Consider the following 16,487-nt stretch of genomic DNA (forward strand, 5'->3'; position numbering starts at 1 on the left):
TGTTAACCTCCTTTAGGAATATTCCCGAATTGATTCATAATTAATTGATAAGACTTTAACCGCTCCTCAAAAGATGGAGCAAACGTATTCATAATAACTTCATCTACTTGATACATTTCCGCAAGCTTTAGAATTCCATCCTTAACTTGTTTCGGATCCCCAACAATCATTCGATTCCGGTTATACTCAATCCGTTCTTTTTCGAAAACTGTATAGCTTTGTTCTTGTGCTTCTTCAGGAGTAGGGAAATGATCACGAATATCACCATTTTCAATACGTAGTAATGCCAAATCCATACTACCAGCAATAAATTCAGCTTCTTCCTGAGTCTCCGCACAAATAATAAAGATAGCAACATTTGCATCAGGCTTTTGTTGATACATAGAGGGCTGAAATTGGTTGAAATATGTTTGCATGGAAGCGATACCACCTTCCCCATTAATGAACTGAGCAAAGGTATAAGAGGTACCTAGTTGTGCTGCTAATGCTGCACTTGTCCCACTGGATCCGAGCATCCATATAGGCGGCTTCGTTTTTCCTAATGGAGTTGCTTGAATTTTGTAATGAGGATGTTCTATTCCTTGAAGGTAGCTCATTAACTCTTTGACTTGGGTAGGATATTCCCTAACATTACGGTACTTTCCATCATTTAAAGCATAATTTACTCCGGGCATTCCCCCGGGTGCTCGACCGATGCCTAAATCTATTCTATTTGGATACAAAGCTTCCAGCACTTGAAAAACTTCCGCAATTTTAAATGCGCTATAGTGAGGCAAAAGAACACCACCAGTGCCTATTCTAATATGCTGAGTGTTTGCTGCTAAATGCGTAACCAATATTTCAGGTGCTGAACCGGCTAAACTTTTCGTGCTGTGATGTTCTGATACCCAAAATCGATGATAACCTAATTGATCTGTCCACTTTGCCAATGTTGTTGTTTGTTGTAGTGCTTCCCTAGCTGTATATCCACGCAAAATAGGGGATTGATCTAACACACTTAATTTGATATTCATGTTATACATCCTTTAACTTACAAATTAATTATTTTCTACTTCTGGGGAGGCGAGGCAATGCCCGCGTATAGCAAAGTATTCTCCCGAAACGATAGTTTAGCAACTGTTTCCATAAGAAAATCTAACGAATGTTTTTCACGGCTATTTATTTTGGTCCTAAAACAACATCTTTTAAAGAACAGCATTATAGTAAAAGTACTTTCTATTTTTTCGCAAAAAAAGCCAAAATGCAAAATTCCTGATTAAGTATGATCAATGAAAATGCAGGATTTTTAATTGTTTTTCCATAATAATATTAAGTGAGAATGCTTTTTTATGGAGGTAAAAGGTAATGAAAAAAGAACGTAAAATCTACTGTGATGATTGTCTAAAAGAAATTGAGTTTAGGGGAGATCTAGTAGTTTCTCGTATTCTATTCGAGATTATTCCCTATCATGCCTCCTGCTATGGAAAAGCTTTAACTACAAAAAAAACGATTCTTCTAAGTAATGAGCCGCTAAATGGACCGTTTGCAACATTTATATCTTTTCTTTTTTGTATTGCTGCTATAGTAGCCTTATTTTTTGACAATGGATGGATAATTAGCATTTTATGTTTAGTATTCCCTGCATTGCGTTTGTATATATGGAAACGGTTTGAACGTTATTTGGAAGTATAGAAAAGAGGAGTTTGAAATGAACAGACAACATGCTTTAGTCGTTGGAGGAACTGGAATGCTAGCCGATGTGTCGTTATGGTTAGTGAAAAAAGGATACGTTGTAACAGTAGTTGGAAGGCGCAAGGAAAAATATCATCAGCTACTAAAAAGGATTGATAAGCCAAAATTTTTATCTAGTATATTTGTAGATTACCATCAAACAGAACAACTTTCTGAAAAACTGTCCATGGCTGTAGAAAAAAATGGAGAATTTGATGTAGTTGTTACCTGGGTTCATTCATCAGCACCTGATGCAATTCCTACTATAATGAATGTTCAACATAGCAAAAACTACGACTTTTTCCATGTGAAAGGTAGTTCGGATTATTTTGAGGAAGATAATGAATTCCAAATACCAGAAAACTGTAACTATCACGAAGTCTATTTAGGCTTTAAAGTAGTAGGCGATCATACTAGATGGCTTACTCATCAGGAAATTTCAGAAGGTGTTAAGGATTCCATCCATCACAAAAGGAAACAAACAGTTGTAGGGCAGCTAGAACCTTGGGACATGCGGCCATCTTAGAACTATATGAAAGCGATACCAAAACTGATTATTCTGATATAATAGAAGTAAATGCTGGAGTTGTTTAGATAAGGAGGGTTGAGAATGAGCAAAATACCGATTTTAGCTACACAATTGTCACCACCTGCAGTGAAGGAACGTTTTGTACGCAGAGCGAAATTAAATCAAAAGCTTCGTCTCATTCAAAAGTACCCACTTACCTTAATTCACTCTGGTGCCGGTTACGGAAAAAGCACTGCTTTATCATTATTTTTACAAGATACGGATATTGATGCTTGTTGGTATTCCATTTCTCAATATGATGATGATTTTGTTCCGTTTATTACAAAAATCATTCATTCTATGCGTAAGGCACAGCCGTCGTTTGGGGAAAGAATTCTAAACGAGTTACATACGATAGACCATTATGTACATGACCAAGAGGTATGGTCCATTATGACGATGATGGTAAACGAAATTTCAAAGCTTAATAAAGAAGTGATTTTAGTTTTGGATGATTTCCATCATTTAAGTTCTTCTTCCGCTATTGAATCGTGGATGCAACATTTTGTTGAACATTTTCCTGACCAGTTACATTTAGTTATTTCAAGTCGAAGAAGACCAAAGTGGAGTATTTTAACACAGCTAAAGGTTAAGGGGAATCTATTGGAAGTAGACCAAGATGATTTATTGTTGAGTTATGAAGAAATGGAGCATCTATTAATCGATATATATGAATTATCAGTAAATGAAGATGAGGTCAAAGGGATTCATCAGACAACAGAAGGATGGGCTATTGCTTGTGGCATGTTTGTCCAACAGTTGCGAACGGGAGTTAATGCAAATACAATCTTACAAAAACAAAAACGGTCTTTACAAGATTTGTTCGATTATTTGGTTATGGAAGTACTGTCCAAACAGTCTCCAATTGTCCAAAAGTTTTTGGAACAAACGAGTGTGTTGGAAGTGTTATCAGCAGATTCTTGTGATGCTGTTCTCGGTATGACTGGTTCTATTAGTCTATTAGAAGATTTATCCTCTCAAAATCTTTTCATTCAGTCTATTGATGATGAACATTATCGTTATCATGCGTTATTTAAGGCATTTTTGGAAAGTAGAATGAAAAAGCAACAGCCGGAAGAATATTTTCGCTTAAACCAACGTGCTGCCCGTTTTTTTGAACAAAATGGAGATGTAGAAAATGCCATTTTTCATTATGAACAAATAAAGGCAGATGACCGTGCTGCTTATTTGCTTTCTGACTATGGTAGAACGATGCTTGCTAGCGGAAAGCTTCAGGCTCTATATGATAGGTTGTTACATATTCCAGATCGTGAAAAAGATTATTTTCCAATACTTTGGTATTTCGAGGGCGAGGTTTTACGGTATCGTTCGAAATATAAGGAAGCGGAAAGCTGCTATGACCGAGCTATTGAAGAAGGAGAAAGAAGACAAAATCTATATACAAAGAGTTTAGCATTTGAAGGAAAAGCTAGAATCTATTTAGATACCATTCAACCTGATCAGGCTGAAAGAATTTTACAAAGCGCTATTGAAATTAGAGAAAAGTTAGATGTGAAAAATGAAGAAAAGGCTCGACTTTATCATATGCTTGGTGAAAATCTCCTAAACTCTGGGCAAGCAAAAAAAGCAGAGGCGTGGTTTGAGAAGGCGAAGGATTTAAATTTACCTTTAGATGATAGTAACTTAGAAGCTAGACTCTACTTGCGAACAGGTCGCTTATTAAAGGCGAGACAAGTGTTACAGGAGAGAAAGGAAAAATTCTCTCTCCCAGAAGATAAATCTTTACCACAATCCCATCGAGAAACAGACATTTTACTCTCTATTATAGAATCCTTTATGGGGAATGCGCTAGAAAGTAAAATGCATGCTCAGAAAGGGATAGAATATGGTATGAGTACCGAATCCCCCTTTGTGGAGGCATGTGGCTGGATAAGAATGGGTCACGCAGTACAATTACTTAATCGATATAAACCGAATTTAGCTATCCAATGTTATAACACCGCGCTGGAATTAATGGAGAAATTAAACGTTTCAAGGGGAAAAGCAGAGCCCTATATGGGTCTTTGTATTTTATATGGCATGCAGCAGGAATATGAGAAAGCTTTGGAGACAGGTCAAAAAGGATTATATGAAACGGAAAAGGTAAAAGACTTATGGCTATCTTCCTTAATCCAGCTGTGCATGTCCATCTCGGCAATCTATTGTGAAAGATATGATTATGCAGCGGAGCTACTAAAAGAAACAGAACAAAACTTTCACCATTGTGATGATGAATATGGTTTAATGTTAACTTCTTTTTGGAAGGCATATTTAGCCTCCAAGAAAAAAGATGAGGAAACTTTTTCAGAAGAAATAAATATTTTTCTCCGTAGAATGCAAGTTGGGTCCTATGAATTTTTCATTAAGTCCAGAACGACATTTGGACCAATGGATTTACAAAGTATTATCCCATTGCTGTTTAAGGCGCAAAAACAAGAGATTCATAGTAATTATGTCACTAAATTAATGTATGAGCTTGGTTATGGTGAATTATCACATCACCCTGGATATACTTTGCGTATTCAAACGTTAGGTTGCTTTCATGTTTGGTTAGGAAATAAACGTATATATGAACAGGATTGGCAGCGGGGTAAGGCAAGAGAATTATTGGAACTATTTGTGGCTAAACAAAACAAACTACTTCCGAAAGAGGAAATTTTTCAACAACTTTGGCCAGACCTAGATGAAGAAAGTGCTAATAAAAGCTTTAAAGTAGCTCTTAATGCATTACTTAAAACATTAGAACCAAATCGGGAGGCAAGAGCTGATTCGTTCTTTATTAAACGATCTGCTACAGCCTACGGACTTAATCCAAGTTCTGGATATGAGTTAGATATAACTGAATTTGAAAAGTGGATAACAGAAGGTCTAGAAAAGACAGATCCGGGCAGAACGAGGGAAATACTTAAAAAAGGCTTAGATTTGTATGAAGGGGATTTCCTCCCAGATCGTCGAACGACCGATTGGTGTTTAATGGAGAGGGAAAGATTACAAGTACTTTTTCTCCGTGGTGCAGAAAAAATGGCACAAGTATCTGTCCGATTAGAGGATTATGACACATGTATTTATTGGTGTGAAAAGATTCTAAATGTGGATATTACTTGGGAAGAAGCTTATCGTTTAATCATGTATAGTTATTATCAGAAAAATAACAGACCTCAGGCTATAAAATGGTATCAAAAATGCTACAACACGTTAATAGAAGAATTGGGCGTTGAACCAATGAAACCAACTAGAGAAATGTTCGAGATGATTAAAGAAGCATCTGGAATGATCAGTTAAAAAGGTCAGGAGTCCTTGAAGATTCTTGACCTTTTTTATTTAGGTCGACACCTCACGTACCAAGGTACGGTTGAGAAGCTATATTATATTGCCTCTTTTCATGTTTGTAACTATTCTGTAACTCTTTTTTCTTATGATGTTTCCAAAGCTATTGAGCTTGCTTTTATTTCATTTAATGATAAGGGGGAAATGAGTATCATGTCGTTTAAAAAATTAATAAGTTTTATGATGCTTCTATTGTTGTTAGTGTTTGCAGCTGCTTGTAACTCAGAAGATACTAGTGGCGGAGATAATGGGAACGACCAAGAACAAGGAAGTGATAGCGAACAAGGTGATGATGGAAGTGAAGGGTCAGATGATTCTGCTTCTAAAGAACCAATTAAGATTGGTGTGTTAGCTTCACTATCTGGTGCTCTTGAAGTGTATGGTAAACAAACACAACAAGGCTTTGACTTAGGTATTGAATACGCAACAGATGGAACGATGGAAGTAGCAGGACGTCCTATTGAAATCATTTATGAGGATACAGAAACAACACCACAAGTTGCGAGACAAAAAGCTTTGAAACTATTAGAAGAAGATAAAGTTGATTTCCTAGTTGGATCTTCTAGCTCAGGAGACACACTTGCGGTTGTCGATTTAGCTCAAGAATATGAAAAAATCATGATTGTTGAGCCTGCTGTGGCAGATAGTATTACAGGTGAAAACTTTAACGAATACATTTTCCGTACTGCGCGTAACTCTTCACAAGATGCAGTAGCTGGTGCAGCTGCGATTGCTGACGAAGGTGTGAAAATTGCAACTCTAGCTCCAGATTCCGCATTTGGACGTGATGGAATATCCGCATTTAAAGAAGCGGCTGAAGGCTTAGGTGCAGAAATAGTATTAGAAGAATATCCTCCTGCTGACGCAACAGACTTTACGGCTAATATTCAAAAAATCATTCAAGCTGAACCAGATTACTTATTCGTAGTATGGGCAGGAGCAAATACTCCTTGGAACCAAATTGCGGATATGGATCTACAAGGTAAAGGAATTAAAATTTCAACTGGTGCCCCTGATATAGCAGCATTATCTACTATGCAGCCACTAGTTGGAATGGAAGGCTTCACGGTATACTATCATGATCTTCCAGATAATGAAGTAAATGATTGGTTAGTTCAAAAAATGGAAGAAAAACATGGTACAGTTCCTGATCTATTTACTCCAGGTGGAATGAGTGCAGCAATTTCCATTGTGGAAGCGCTTAAACAATCTGAGGGTGATGCGACTGGAAGTAAGCTTATCGATATTATGGAAGGTATGAGCTTTGAAACACCTAAAGGAACAATGACATTTAGACCTGAAGATCATCAAGCATTACAGTCTCTATACTCTATTACATTAGAAGAAAAAGAAGGATTCGACTATCCTGTACCTGTATTAAACCGAGTGCTTTCTCCTGAGGAGACAGCTCCTCCAATTAGAAATTAAGTTAAGTTTTATAGAATGAACTTCGGCCAAATAGTCGGAGTTCATTCATCTTTCATCAAATCCTATCTACTTTAGTGCTGCTTAAGTACTAACTTTTCTAAACAAGGTGGTGTGCATAATTGGAACATATTATCGAAACGAATAATTTATCTATTGCTTTCGGAGGGCATGTTGCAGTAGATTCCCTCTCCGTTAAAATCCCTAAAAATAAATTCACTTCTGTAATCGGACCAAATGGTGCGGGAAAAACAACGTTTTTTAATTTGTTGAGTGGCCAGTTGCGTCCAACAAATGGAGAGATTTTTTATAAAGGTGAAAATATCACAAAAAAGTCCTCTACAGAAAGAACGAGAATGGGCATAGGACGTTCTTTTCAAATTACCAACGTATTTCCGAATTTAACAGTTTTAGAAAATGTTCGTCTTGCTGTTCAGTCGAATGAGAAAATCCGTTATCAAATGATGTTTCACTTTAAAAAATATAAGAAATTTGAAGAAAAAGCGATGGAGTTGCTTGAACTCGTATTGTTGGAAACAAAGGCTGATTCTGTAGCTATTAATTTAGCACATGGAGAGAAAAGAAAATTAGAAATTGCCATGTTGTTAGCGCTAGAAACAGACCTTTTGCTTCTAGACGAGCCAACAGCTGGAATGTCATTAGAAGAAGTACCGGCTATTTTAGAGGTTATTAAAAAAATAAAGGAAAAAGGCGATCGAACAATTGTTTTAATCGAACACAAGATGGATATGATTTTAGATTTATCCGATCAAGTGATGGTTCTATTCAATGGGCAGCTACTAGCTCAAGACTCACCGAGTGAAATTATGGAAAACAAGACAGTTCAGTCTGCATATCTAGGAGGACTGCATGATGAAAACTCTGCTTAAAGTTGATGAAATAAATACTTATATTGATCAGTTTCATATATTGCAGAATGTATCCTTTGAGGTAAAAACAGGGGAAGTTACTGTTTTGTTAGGTCGTAATGGTGCAGGTAAGACGACAACACTTCGAACAATTATGGGCTTGAATTCTGCAAGTAGTGGATCAGTAGTTTATAAAGATGAAGACATTACGAAACAAAATACGCATCATATTGCAAGAAAAGGTATTGGTTATGTTCCGGAAGATCAAGGCATCTTTGCTGACTTAACAGTTGGTGAAAACATGCGGGTAGCTATGCAAAAAGAAGACGATGCAACAAAAGAACGGATGGATTGGGTTTTAAACATGTTTCCAGATTTAAAAAAATTCTGGAATAAAGCGGGTGGACAGCTTAGTGGTGGACAAAAGCAAATGCTTTCGATTGCAAGAGCATATATAAACGAAAATGATTTATTGCTTATTGATGAACCGAGTAAAGGGTTAGCCCCAATCATTGTGGAGAAAGTAATGGAATCTATTCAGGAAATGAAAGAAAAAACAACGATTGTTTTAGTAGAGCAAAATTTTTATATGGCAAGTAGTATTGGAGATAGTTTTTACATTCTGGATGACGGTATGACGGTTCACTCTGGAAAAATGAATGAACTCAAAGATGATGAAGTATTAAAGAAAAAATACCTTGGTATTGCATAAGAAAGGAGGCATTCAACGATGGATTTAATTTTCAGTCTTACCCTCAATGGTCTTGCGACGGGAATGTTATTCTTTCTCTTAGCAGCTGGTTTAACCCTCATTTTTGGATTAATGGATGTATTAAATTTTGCTCATGGTGGACTATTTGCATGGGGTGCTTTTACAGGGGTTTGGATATATGGATTAAGCGGAAACTTTTTCGTCGGTATTCTCGGAGCCATAGTAGCGGGCTTAGTGTTAGGTGCAATTACAGAGTACCTCATTATCAAACCTGTTTATGGCAATCATATACAACAAATCTTGATTACGTTAGGATTTATGCTTGTATTAACGGAAATGCTGAAGGTAGTATATGGACCGAATCAAAGAGCGGCACAACCACCTGAATATTTAGATGGAAGTTTTACGATCGGTGACGTGACGATTATTAAATATAGGTTATTCATTATTTTAATGGGAATTATTATATTTGCCCTTACTTCCTATGTCTTAAAGAAAACAAAAATAGGCTTAATTGTACGAGCAGGCGTAATGAATAAGGAAATGGTTCAAGCACTTGGCATAAATATTAGATTAATATTTTTAGCAGTTTTCATGGTTGGATCTGCAATGGCAGCACTAGGCGGATTTTTGTTTGCTCCTTATTCAGGGGTCATTTATGCAGAAATTGGTCTGGATTATGGGATTTTTGCCTTTATCGTTGTTGTTATAGGAGGTATGGGAAGTTTATCAGGATCCCTTATGGCAGCATTATTAGTAGGTTTAGCGCAAGCTTACATGCAATATTATGTCCCTTCTTTAGCACTTGCAGTTAATATGCTTTTAATGGCAGCAGTATTACTGTTCCGTCCACAGGGCTTATTCAGTGTTAAGGGAGTGAGTACAAAATGAGACAATTAGGTAAAGTTCAAATTTCAACTTGGGTATATTTGCTTTTTGGCTGTCTATTAGCAGTTGTCCCATTTGTATATGATAACTTAAGTATGTTATTTCTTATCATTCAGATTTTTATATTTGGAATCTTTGCAATGAGCTATGATTTATTACTAGGGTACACAGGAATTGTTTCATTCGGTCACGCCATGTTTTTCGGGGTTGGAGCTTATGGTGTTTCTATTGTTTTAGAACGTAATGAACCTACTTTATTCTTTTTAATTCTTGGTATTTTAGTAGCTTTAGGAGCAGCAGCAATTATTAGTTTTATTGCAGGTGTACTAACACTTAGACTTAAAAGCCATTTTTATGCCATGTTAACGTTGGCGTTGGCAGGATTATTTTTAGTAGCAGCAGAAAAAATGCGAAGTTTAACTGGAGGTAGTGACGGCCTTATTTTTACTATTCCAGACTTTTTTAAAGATCGTACCAATATGTATTTGTTAGCCTTAATTTCGCTCGTTGTTATCTTCTTTAGTCTTCGAAGGCTAACGAATTCACCTCTAGGACGAGTACTAGTTGCTATTCGTGAAAATGAACAACGAACTATGTCATTAGGCTATAAAATATTCCCTTACAAAGTAATTATTAGTGTAATTTCAGGAGTTGTTGCAGCATTCGGAGGTGTGTTATATGCCCTTTCCATTCGTTTTATAGATACAACTGTTTTTGCTGTTGATGTAACGCTTGATGCTCTCCTAATGACGATTATAGGTGGAGTAGGTACGCTTATTGGTCCAATTATTGGAGCAGGATTAATCGAATATGCCCATCATTTCTTATCAGAGTTATCGGATGTCCACTGGATTTTTGAACGTTGGATCATCTTGTTTGGGATCGTTTATATACTTGTTGTTATTTTCTTCCCAATGGGAATCGCCGGCTCCATTAAAAACATGTACATGAAACGAAAACATAAAAAAGAGGCTAAGGTGCAACAAAAAGATAATCAAATCGCGAGTTAAGGGGGATGAGTATGAACCAACAAGCCATTACCTCCTTCGTTGTACGTTTTCAGAGCAACAATGGTAAAGACAGTAAGCAGCCTCATTATCGTATAAAGGTGACACATGTTCAAAATGAGCAGGAAATGACTTTTGAAAATTTAGAGGATGCTTTTCATTACATGAAGGAATCAGTTGATCAAGAAGTAGAAAGCAACTAGAGGGGAGGGTTAATTATGTCAGTTGGAATAGTAAGTTCAGGTATATATGTTCCAGACACGAAGATGACATCAAGTGAGTTAGCAGATAAGACGGGAATCCCTTTGGAAGTAGTGGAGAACAAACTTGGAATTAAGCAAAAACCGATACCGGGACCTGATGATCATACATGTGAAATGGGAATTATAGCAGCGAAGAAAGCAATAGCGAAGGGAAATATAGATCCGAAAGATATTGATTTAGTCATTTATATTGGTGAAGAGCATAAGGAATATCCGCTTTGGACTGCTGGGATTAAATTGCAACATGAAGTAGGTGCAGTAAATGCTTGGGCCTATGATGTAGCACTTCGTTGTGGAACTACCATTATGGCTATCAAAGTTGCCAAAGATATGATGAATGCAGATGATAGAATTAACACTGTTCTTTTAGCGGGTGGTTATCGAAATGTTGATTTTATTGACTATAACAATCCCCGTACAAGGTTTATGTATAACTTAGGAGCGGGTGGAGGAGCCTTCATTCTTAAGAAGGGCCATGAAAATAATAGAGTGCTAGAAAGCACACTCATTACCGATGGATCCTTTTCAGAAGATGTTGTCGTAACAACAGGCGGAACAAAGAACCCGATATCAAAAGAAGCCCTTGATGCCGGCCTTTACCAACTTGATGTACTAGATCCAGTTGGGATGAAGGAAAGGTTAGAACAGAAATCGATGCAAAACTTCTTAAAAGTAATAAGGGATGCTGTCAGCCGTAGTGGCTATCAAGAAAGCGATATTGATTATGTTGCGATGCTTCATATGAAAAAGTCTGCTCATGATTATGTGTTAAATGAGTTAGGTTTAACGAATAACCACTCCATCTACTTACAGGAGTATGGTCATATTGGTCAGATGGATCAAATTATCTCTCTTGAATTGGCAGAACAAGAGGGGAAACTTAAGAATGGTTCTGTTGTTGTCCTAGTAAGTGCAGGAATTGGATATGCATGGGGAGCAACAGTTGTCGAGTGGGGAAATACTCCGAAAGGATGATAGACTTGTCTAAAATTCTATTAAAAAAAGTAGACTTACCTAATGGAGAAACACTTGGATATCGAGAGCGAGAAGGTGGAGAAAAGATAATTCTCCTCATTCACGGTAATATGACCTCCTCTAAACATTGGGACGTAGTGTTAGAAAATATGGATCCAAAATATAAATTATATGCGGTTGATTTAAGAGGATTTGGTGTTTCGACATATAAAAATATTATTAAAGAAGTGCGTGATTTGTCGGAGGATGTAAGGCTTTTTGTTGACCAATTAAATATTCAACCTTATGCAATTGTTGGTTGGTCAATGGGGGGAGAAGTCTCCTTACAATATTGTGCTGACCATGTAGATGCATGTGAAAAACTTCTTTTAATTAATTCTGGCTCAACAAGAGGGTATCCGGTTTATCCTTTAGGAAAAGATGGGCTACCAGTTGTTACACAAAGACTCGAAACATATGAAGAAATTAGAGCTGATAAAACAAAAACACAGATCGTTCAAGGTGCATATGATGCAAAAAATAAAGACCTCTTAAAAGCAATTTGGGATTTAACGATATACCGTAAAAGGAAACCTGACGCAGAAAAGTATGATGAATATTTAGAGGATATGTTAACGCAAAGAAACTTGGCCGAAACTTATCACATGCAAAATATTTTTAATATTGGTTCTGCTCATAATGGGTTAGTAGAAGGTACAAACCAAGCAAAAAACATTAATATACCCGTACTTGTTATGCATGGTAACGAGGACATAATCGTAAATGAAAAGATGACAAATGAAATTTTAGAGGACATTGGTCCAAATGCTGAGTATAAGAAACTAACCGGTTGCGGCCATTCTCCTTTAATTGATGATTTGGATATGTTATTAAACACAATGGAAAGTTTTTTAGATAGGAAGGAGTAATTTACTTGACTAGATTACAAGATAAAGTAGCCATCATTACAGGTGCTGCGAATGGGATTGGATTAGAAGCAGCAAAAACTTTTCTAAGAGAAGGAGCGAAGGTGGTACTTGCAGACTTTGATGAAGAAACAGGGAAAAAACGTGAACAAGAACTAATAGCCGATGGTTTTGATTGTCTTTTTGTTCAAGTGAATGTGGCTGACAGAAGCAGTGTGGATTCAATGGTACAAAAGGTAGTAGATAAATACGGTAAAGTTAATATTCTAGTAAACAACGCTGGTATTACCAGAGATGCTATGTTATCTAAGCTAGACCCAGCAATGTTTCAACAAGTTTTGGATGTGAATCTTACTGGTGTATTTCACTGTACGCAAGCTGTTTTACCATATCTTGTTGACCAAGGAAAAGGAAAGGTTATTAATACTTCCTCTGTATCCGGTGCATATGGTAATGTTGGTCAAACGAATTATGCTGCAGCCAAAGCTGGAATAATTGGGATGACAAAAACGTGGGCAAAGGAACTTGGAAGAAAAGCAATAAATGTGAATGCTGTAGCACCAGGTTTTACCGAAACTTCTATGGTGGAAAGTGTTCCGGAAAAAGTAATTGATGGCCTGAAAAAACAAATTCCTATGGCAAGATTGGGCAAACCTTCCGATATAGCAAATGCCTATTTGTTTCTAGCTTCTGACGAATCTGATTATGTAAATGGTCATGTTCTACATGTTGATGGCGGAATAATGATGTAACCTGATTTTAGAAAAACCAATCCAAGAAGAAGTCCCTGGTATAAAAAATCGTTAGGGACTTCTCTTTTTAATTCCTCCAGTCCATACGTCGTTAAACAGTCGATTACGCTTTTCTAGCCTGTAACTATTGTGTAACTCTTGTTTTTTATACTTTAGGAAAGTTTGGTTTGATAAGAATACGGATGCTTATAGCTTTTTATAAACGATAAGCTGAGCTTGTCTTCTTTACATAATAAAACCGTTGTAAGAGGTGAGATGGTGTGATGCGTGAATTGGATTGGATTAATAGTCGAGCAAGATTATTTCCTCATGATGAAGCAATTGTAGATGCTGAATTAAACGATAGCTGGTCTTTCCAACAATTAAACGAACGTGCAATTTTGATAGCAACATTTTTTAGGGAAAAAGGTGTGAAGAAGGGTGATCGGGTAGCTTTGCTATCCCCTAACCATATAAGTTATTTTGACTTTTTGTTTGCTTGTATAAAAATAGGGGCAATTTTTGTACCGTTAAATTGGAGATTATCCAAAGATGAAATGGATTATGTTCTAAGTGACGCTAATCCTAAGATTATTGGAATTCACCAGTATTTTAACAAAAAATTCTCCTGGATAGAGGAAGATTACTACGTCCTTAATATAGAGGATAATCATTATGTGAATGATTTAATAAATATTTCTCAAGCATTTATACCAGAAGAATCACTAAATGAATCAGATCCTTTAGCAATGATTTATACGGGCGGTACAACAGGAAAACCTAAAGGAGCTGTTTTATCTCATCGTTCGATTCTTTGGAATGCTCTTAATACAATTGTTAGTTGGAATTTGACTGATGAGGAAGCTACCATTACTACGCTACCAATGTTCCATACAGGTGGCTTAAATGCTTTAATCGTTCCGGTTTTACTTGCGGGTGGTAAGGTAATTGTTACGGATGATTTTGAACCAAAAAAAGCTGTAGAGGATCTAATAAAGCACAAGTGTACAATTGTCTTATTTGTTCCGACAATGTATCACATGATTATTAAGACGGACGCTTTTCGTACTTCAAACTTTCCTCATATGAAGGTTTTCTTATCTGGTGGTGCTCCTTGCCCACTAAACATTTATGATGCTTTTGAACAAAAAGGACTTCTGTTTAAAGAAGGCTATGGACTGACGGAAGCAGGTCCTAATAACTTTTATATTGATCCTGAGGAAGCTAAACATAAAAGAGGTTCTGTAGGGAAGCCGATGGTTTTTAATGACATTAAAATAATTAATGATAATGGCCAAGAAGTGGATATAAATGAAGTTGGAGAACTATGTTTAAGAGGGAATCATTCATTTGAATTCTATTGGAATAAGGAAGAGGAAACCAAAAAAACAAAAATAGATGGCTGGCTTCATACAGGTGATCTTGCTCGCAAGGATAAAGATGGATTTGTGTATATTGTCGGTAGAAAAAAAGAAATGATTATATCTGGCGGTGAGAATATTTATCCACTTGAAATTGAACATTGGTTATCATCGCTAGAAGGTATTAATGAAGTAGCGGTAGTTGGAATTCCACACGATAAATGGGGAGAAGCCGTAGCAGCTTTTGTCTCTTTCAATAAAGGGAAACAATTTAATGAACAGGAGTTACAAGAATATTGTTCACGAAAGCTTTCTAGCTACAAAATTCCGAAAAAGTTTTTTGTTATTGATGAGTTGCCGAAAACACACGTTGGAAAAATTGATAAAAAGTCTTTGGTACAGCAGTATTCTAATACGTTTGCCTAACTACCTCTATGGAGGTAGTTTTTTTTATATTTTAAGTTTAACTTTAACTTTGAAGAAGGGTTAAAGTATAAGAAAATGTCACAAAAAATACTAATCTTTATTTGTATTTATTTGGTAAAATATGCGTAAGGAGGTTCAGTCTATGGTTAATCAAAATTTTATACATACTATTTCTAGTAAATGGATGCTCGTAGTCATATTCATCATTTTGGTTCCCAATTTTTTGCTCATGAAGTTAGAGATTTTAGGGTTTGTTACACCATTAATGGCAGTTGGAACGGTAATTGATTTGACGATCATTCTTCCTCTAATTGTTTACTTCTTTATATTAAAACGAAAACCTTCCTTCATTATTTTTGTCCCCGTTTCATTTGCCGGGCTTTTTCTAGCAAACTGGTTTATCCCGGATTATGCCGATCAATATTTAAATCACATTAATAAAGCGGTAATTTTGGCAGAAGTCTCTATTATTTTATTAGAGTTACTCTTCATTCTATATCTTTTCAAGCGTCTACCATTACTGAAAGAAAATATTAGGGTACAGAGAGAAGAATATCACCATTTTCTCAGATCCTTTATGGAGGCAGTAAAACAAACATTTTCATTTCGAATAAAGAAACTTAACCAATACCAGAAAGTACTACAAATGCTGTCTACTGATCTTGCGGTAATTTATTATGTGTTTTTTAGTTGGAGAAAAAAAGGGAAAAGCACTTCAAATAATACCCTGCATTTTTCTTATCATAAAAATGGGGAATACCTCGGAGTCTTTATTATGCTAGCACATGCGTTAGCGATTGAAATAATTGCCGTTCACTTATTATTGATGCAAATTAGTCACTTGTTAGCTTGGGTTATCACTTTATTTGACCTTTTTGCCTTATGTTATTTAATTGCCGATTATCGTGCCATTACATTGTCGCCAGTAGTGTTGGATTCAAAAGGTATTCATCTCCAAAAAGGCTTACGATTCCATGTGGCTATACCTTATGAAAAAATTGGTGCGTTCTCTTTGAATGATAGACCTATCAAGGAGATAGATAAAGATAAAGGCGCGTTAAACCTTACATTAAATGGGTTTGAGAAGCAATTACCTCAATTTGTTGTTTATTTGACAGAACCTGTTGTTTCATATAGAGCTTTTGGATTACAAAAAATTGTAAATAAAGTGTACCTATCAGTTGATGAAGGAAGACCATTTCAGGATTCACTTGAAAAGATACTAAAAGAGAAGAACGAATAAACGGAAACTGCCCTGTCAATGAGGGCAGTTTTTTAGGGTTAATTGAAACAAATTATTGTTTATTTCGTACTAATCAA

General features: G+C 36.2%; 15 protein-coding genes. 14 read left to right on the top strand and 1 reads right to left on the bottom strand.

Features of this window, described 5'->3' with window-relative positions; all coding sequences use genetic code 11:
• Positions 1-2 precede the first annotated feature (2 nt).
• Positions 3-1,013, bottom strand: coding sequence for an LLM class flavin-dependent oxidoreductase (locus tag HNQ94_RS12890; protein ID WP_174496745.1), 1,011 nt, complete (start codon positions 1,011-1,013; stop codon positions 3-5).
• A 331-nt stretch (positions 1,014-1,344) separates the two neighbouring features.
• Between HNQ94_RS12890 and HNQ94_RS12895 the strand changes: the two genes are divergently transcribed.
• From HNQ94_RS12895 to HNQ94_RS12960, 14 genes are all read left to right on the top strand, one after another.
• On the top strand, positions 1,345-1,671 hold the full coding sequence (locus tag HNQ94_RS12895) for a hypothetical protein (protein WP_174496744.1): 327 nt from the start codon (positions 1,345-1,347) through the stop codon (positions 1,669-1,671).
• A gap of 16 nt (positions 1,672-1,687) precedes the next feature.
• On the top strand, positions 1,688-2,236 hold the full coding sequence (locus HNQ94_RS12900; protein WP_174496743.1) for a short-chain dehydrogenase: 549 nt from the start codon (positions 1,688-1,690) through the stop codon (positions 2,234-2,236).
• A gap of 84 nt (positions 2,237-2,320) precedes the next feature.
• Entirely contained in the window at positions 2,321-5,560 is a 3,240-nt protein-coding gene (locus tag HNQ94_RS12905) for an AfsR/SARP family transcriptional regulator (protein ID WP_174496742.1), read from the top strand.
• 198 nt (positions 5,561-5,758) lie between these two features.
• On the top strand, positions 5,759-7,033 hold the full coding sequence (locus HNQ94_RS12910; RefSeq protein WP_246200024.1) for a substrate-binding domain-containing protein: 1,275 nt from the start codon (positions 5,759-5,761) through the stop codon (positions 7,031-7,033).
• Between the two features lie 119 nt (positions 7,034-7,152).
• Positions 7,153-7,920 (top strand): ABC transporter ATP-binding protein, encoded by a 768-nt coding sequence (locus HNQ94_RS12915; RefSeq protein ID WP_174496741.1) that lies wholly within the window; start codon positions 7,153-7,155, stop codon positions 7,918-7,920.
• Entirely contained in the window at positions 7,904-8,611 is a 708-nt protein-coding gene (locus HNQ94_RS12920) for an ABC transporter ATP-binding protein (RefSeq protein WP_174496893.1), read from the top strand. Before HNQ94_RS12915 ends, HNQ94_RS12920 begins: the two co-directional genes overlap by 17 nt.
• A gap of 18 nt (positions 8,612-8,629) precedes the next feature.
• Positions 8,630-9,502 carry a branched-chain amino acid ABC transporter permease gene (locus HNQ94_RS12925; protein ID WP_174496740.1) on the top strand — a complete coding sequence of 291 codons (873 nt, stop codon included), beginning with the start codon at positions 8,630-8,632 and terminating at the stop codon, positions 9,500-9,502.
• Positions 9,499-10,509: a branched-chain amino acid ABC transporter permease gene (locus HNQ94_RS12930; protein WP_174496739.1), complete on the top strand. Its 1,011-nt coding sequence runs from the start codon at positions 9,499-9,501 to the stop codon at positions 10,507-10,509. The genes HNQ94_RS12925 and HNQ94_RS12930 overlap by 4 nt, the downstream gene beginning before the upstream one ends.
• Before the next feature lie 11 nt (positions 10,510-10,520).
• Positions 10,521-10,709, top strand: a complete 189-nt coding sequence (locus HNQ94_RS12935; RefSeq protein ID WP_174496738.1) for a hypothetical protein — start codon at positions 10,521-10,523, stop codon at positions 10,707-10,709.
• A 15-nt stretch (positions 10,710-10,724) separates the two neighbouring features.
• Positions 10,725-11,744 (top strand): 3-oxoacyl-ACP synthase, encoded by a 1,020-nt coding sequence (locus HNQ94_RS12940; RefSeq protein ID WP_174496737.1) that lies wholly within the window; start codon positions 10,725-10,727, stop codon positions 11,742-11,744.
• A complete protein-coding gene (gene phaZ, locus HNQ94_RS12945; protein ID WP_311771629.1) occupies positions 11,741-12,652 on the top strand; it encodes an intracellular short-chain-length polyhydroxyalkanoate depolymerase in 912 nt (303 codons plus the stop codon). Before HNQ94_RS12940 ends, phaZ begins: the two co-directional genes overlap by 4 nt.
• A gap of 5 nt (positions 12,653-12,657) precedes the next feature.
• A complete protein-coding gene (fabG, locus tag HNQ94_RS12950; protein WP_174496735.1) occupies positions 12,658-13,401 on the top strand; it encodes a 3-oxoacyl-ACP reductase FabG in 744 nt (247 codons plus the stop codon).
• Between the two features lie 263 nt (positions 13,402-13,664).
• A complete protein-coding gene (locus HNQ94_RS12955) occupies positions 13,665-15,167 on the top strand; it encodes a class I adenylate-forming enzyme family protein (RefSeq protein ID WP_174496892.1) in 1,503 nt (500 codons plus the stop codon).
• Between the two features lie 142 nt (positions 15,168-15,309).
• Entirely contained in the window at positions 15,310-16,410 is a 1,101-nt protein-coding gene (locus HNQ94_RS12960; RefSeq protein WP_174496734.1) for a hypothetical protein, read from the top strand.
• The last annotated feature ends 77 nt before the right edge of the window (positions 16,411-16,487 follow it).

This window comes from Salirhabdus euzebyi (assembly GCF_014207435.1).
Lineage (GTDB): Bacteria > Bacillota > Bacilli > Bacillales > Alkalibacillaceae > Salirhabdus > Salirhabdus euzebyi.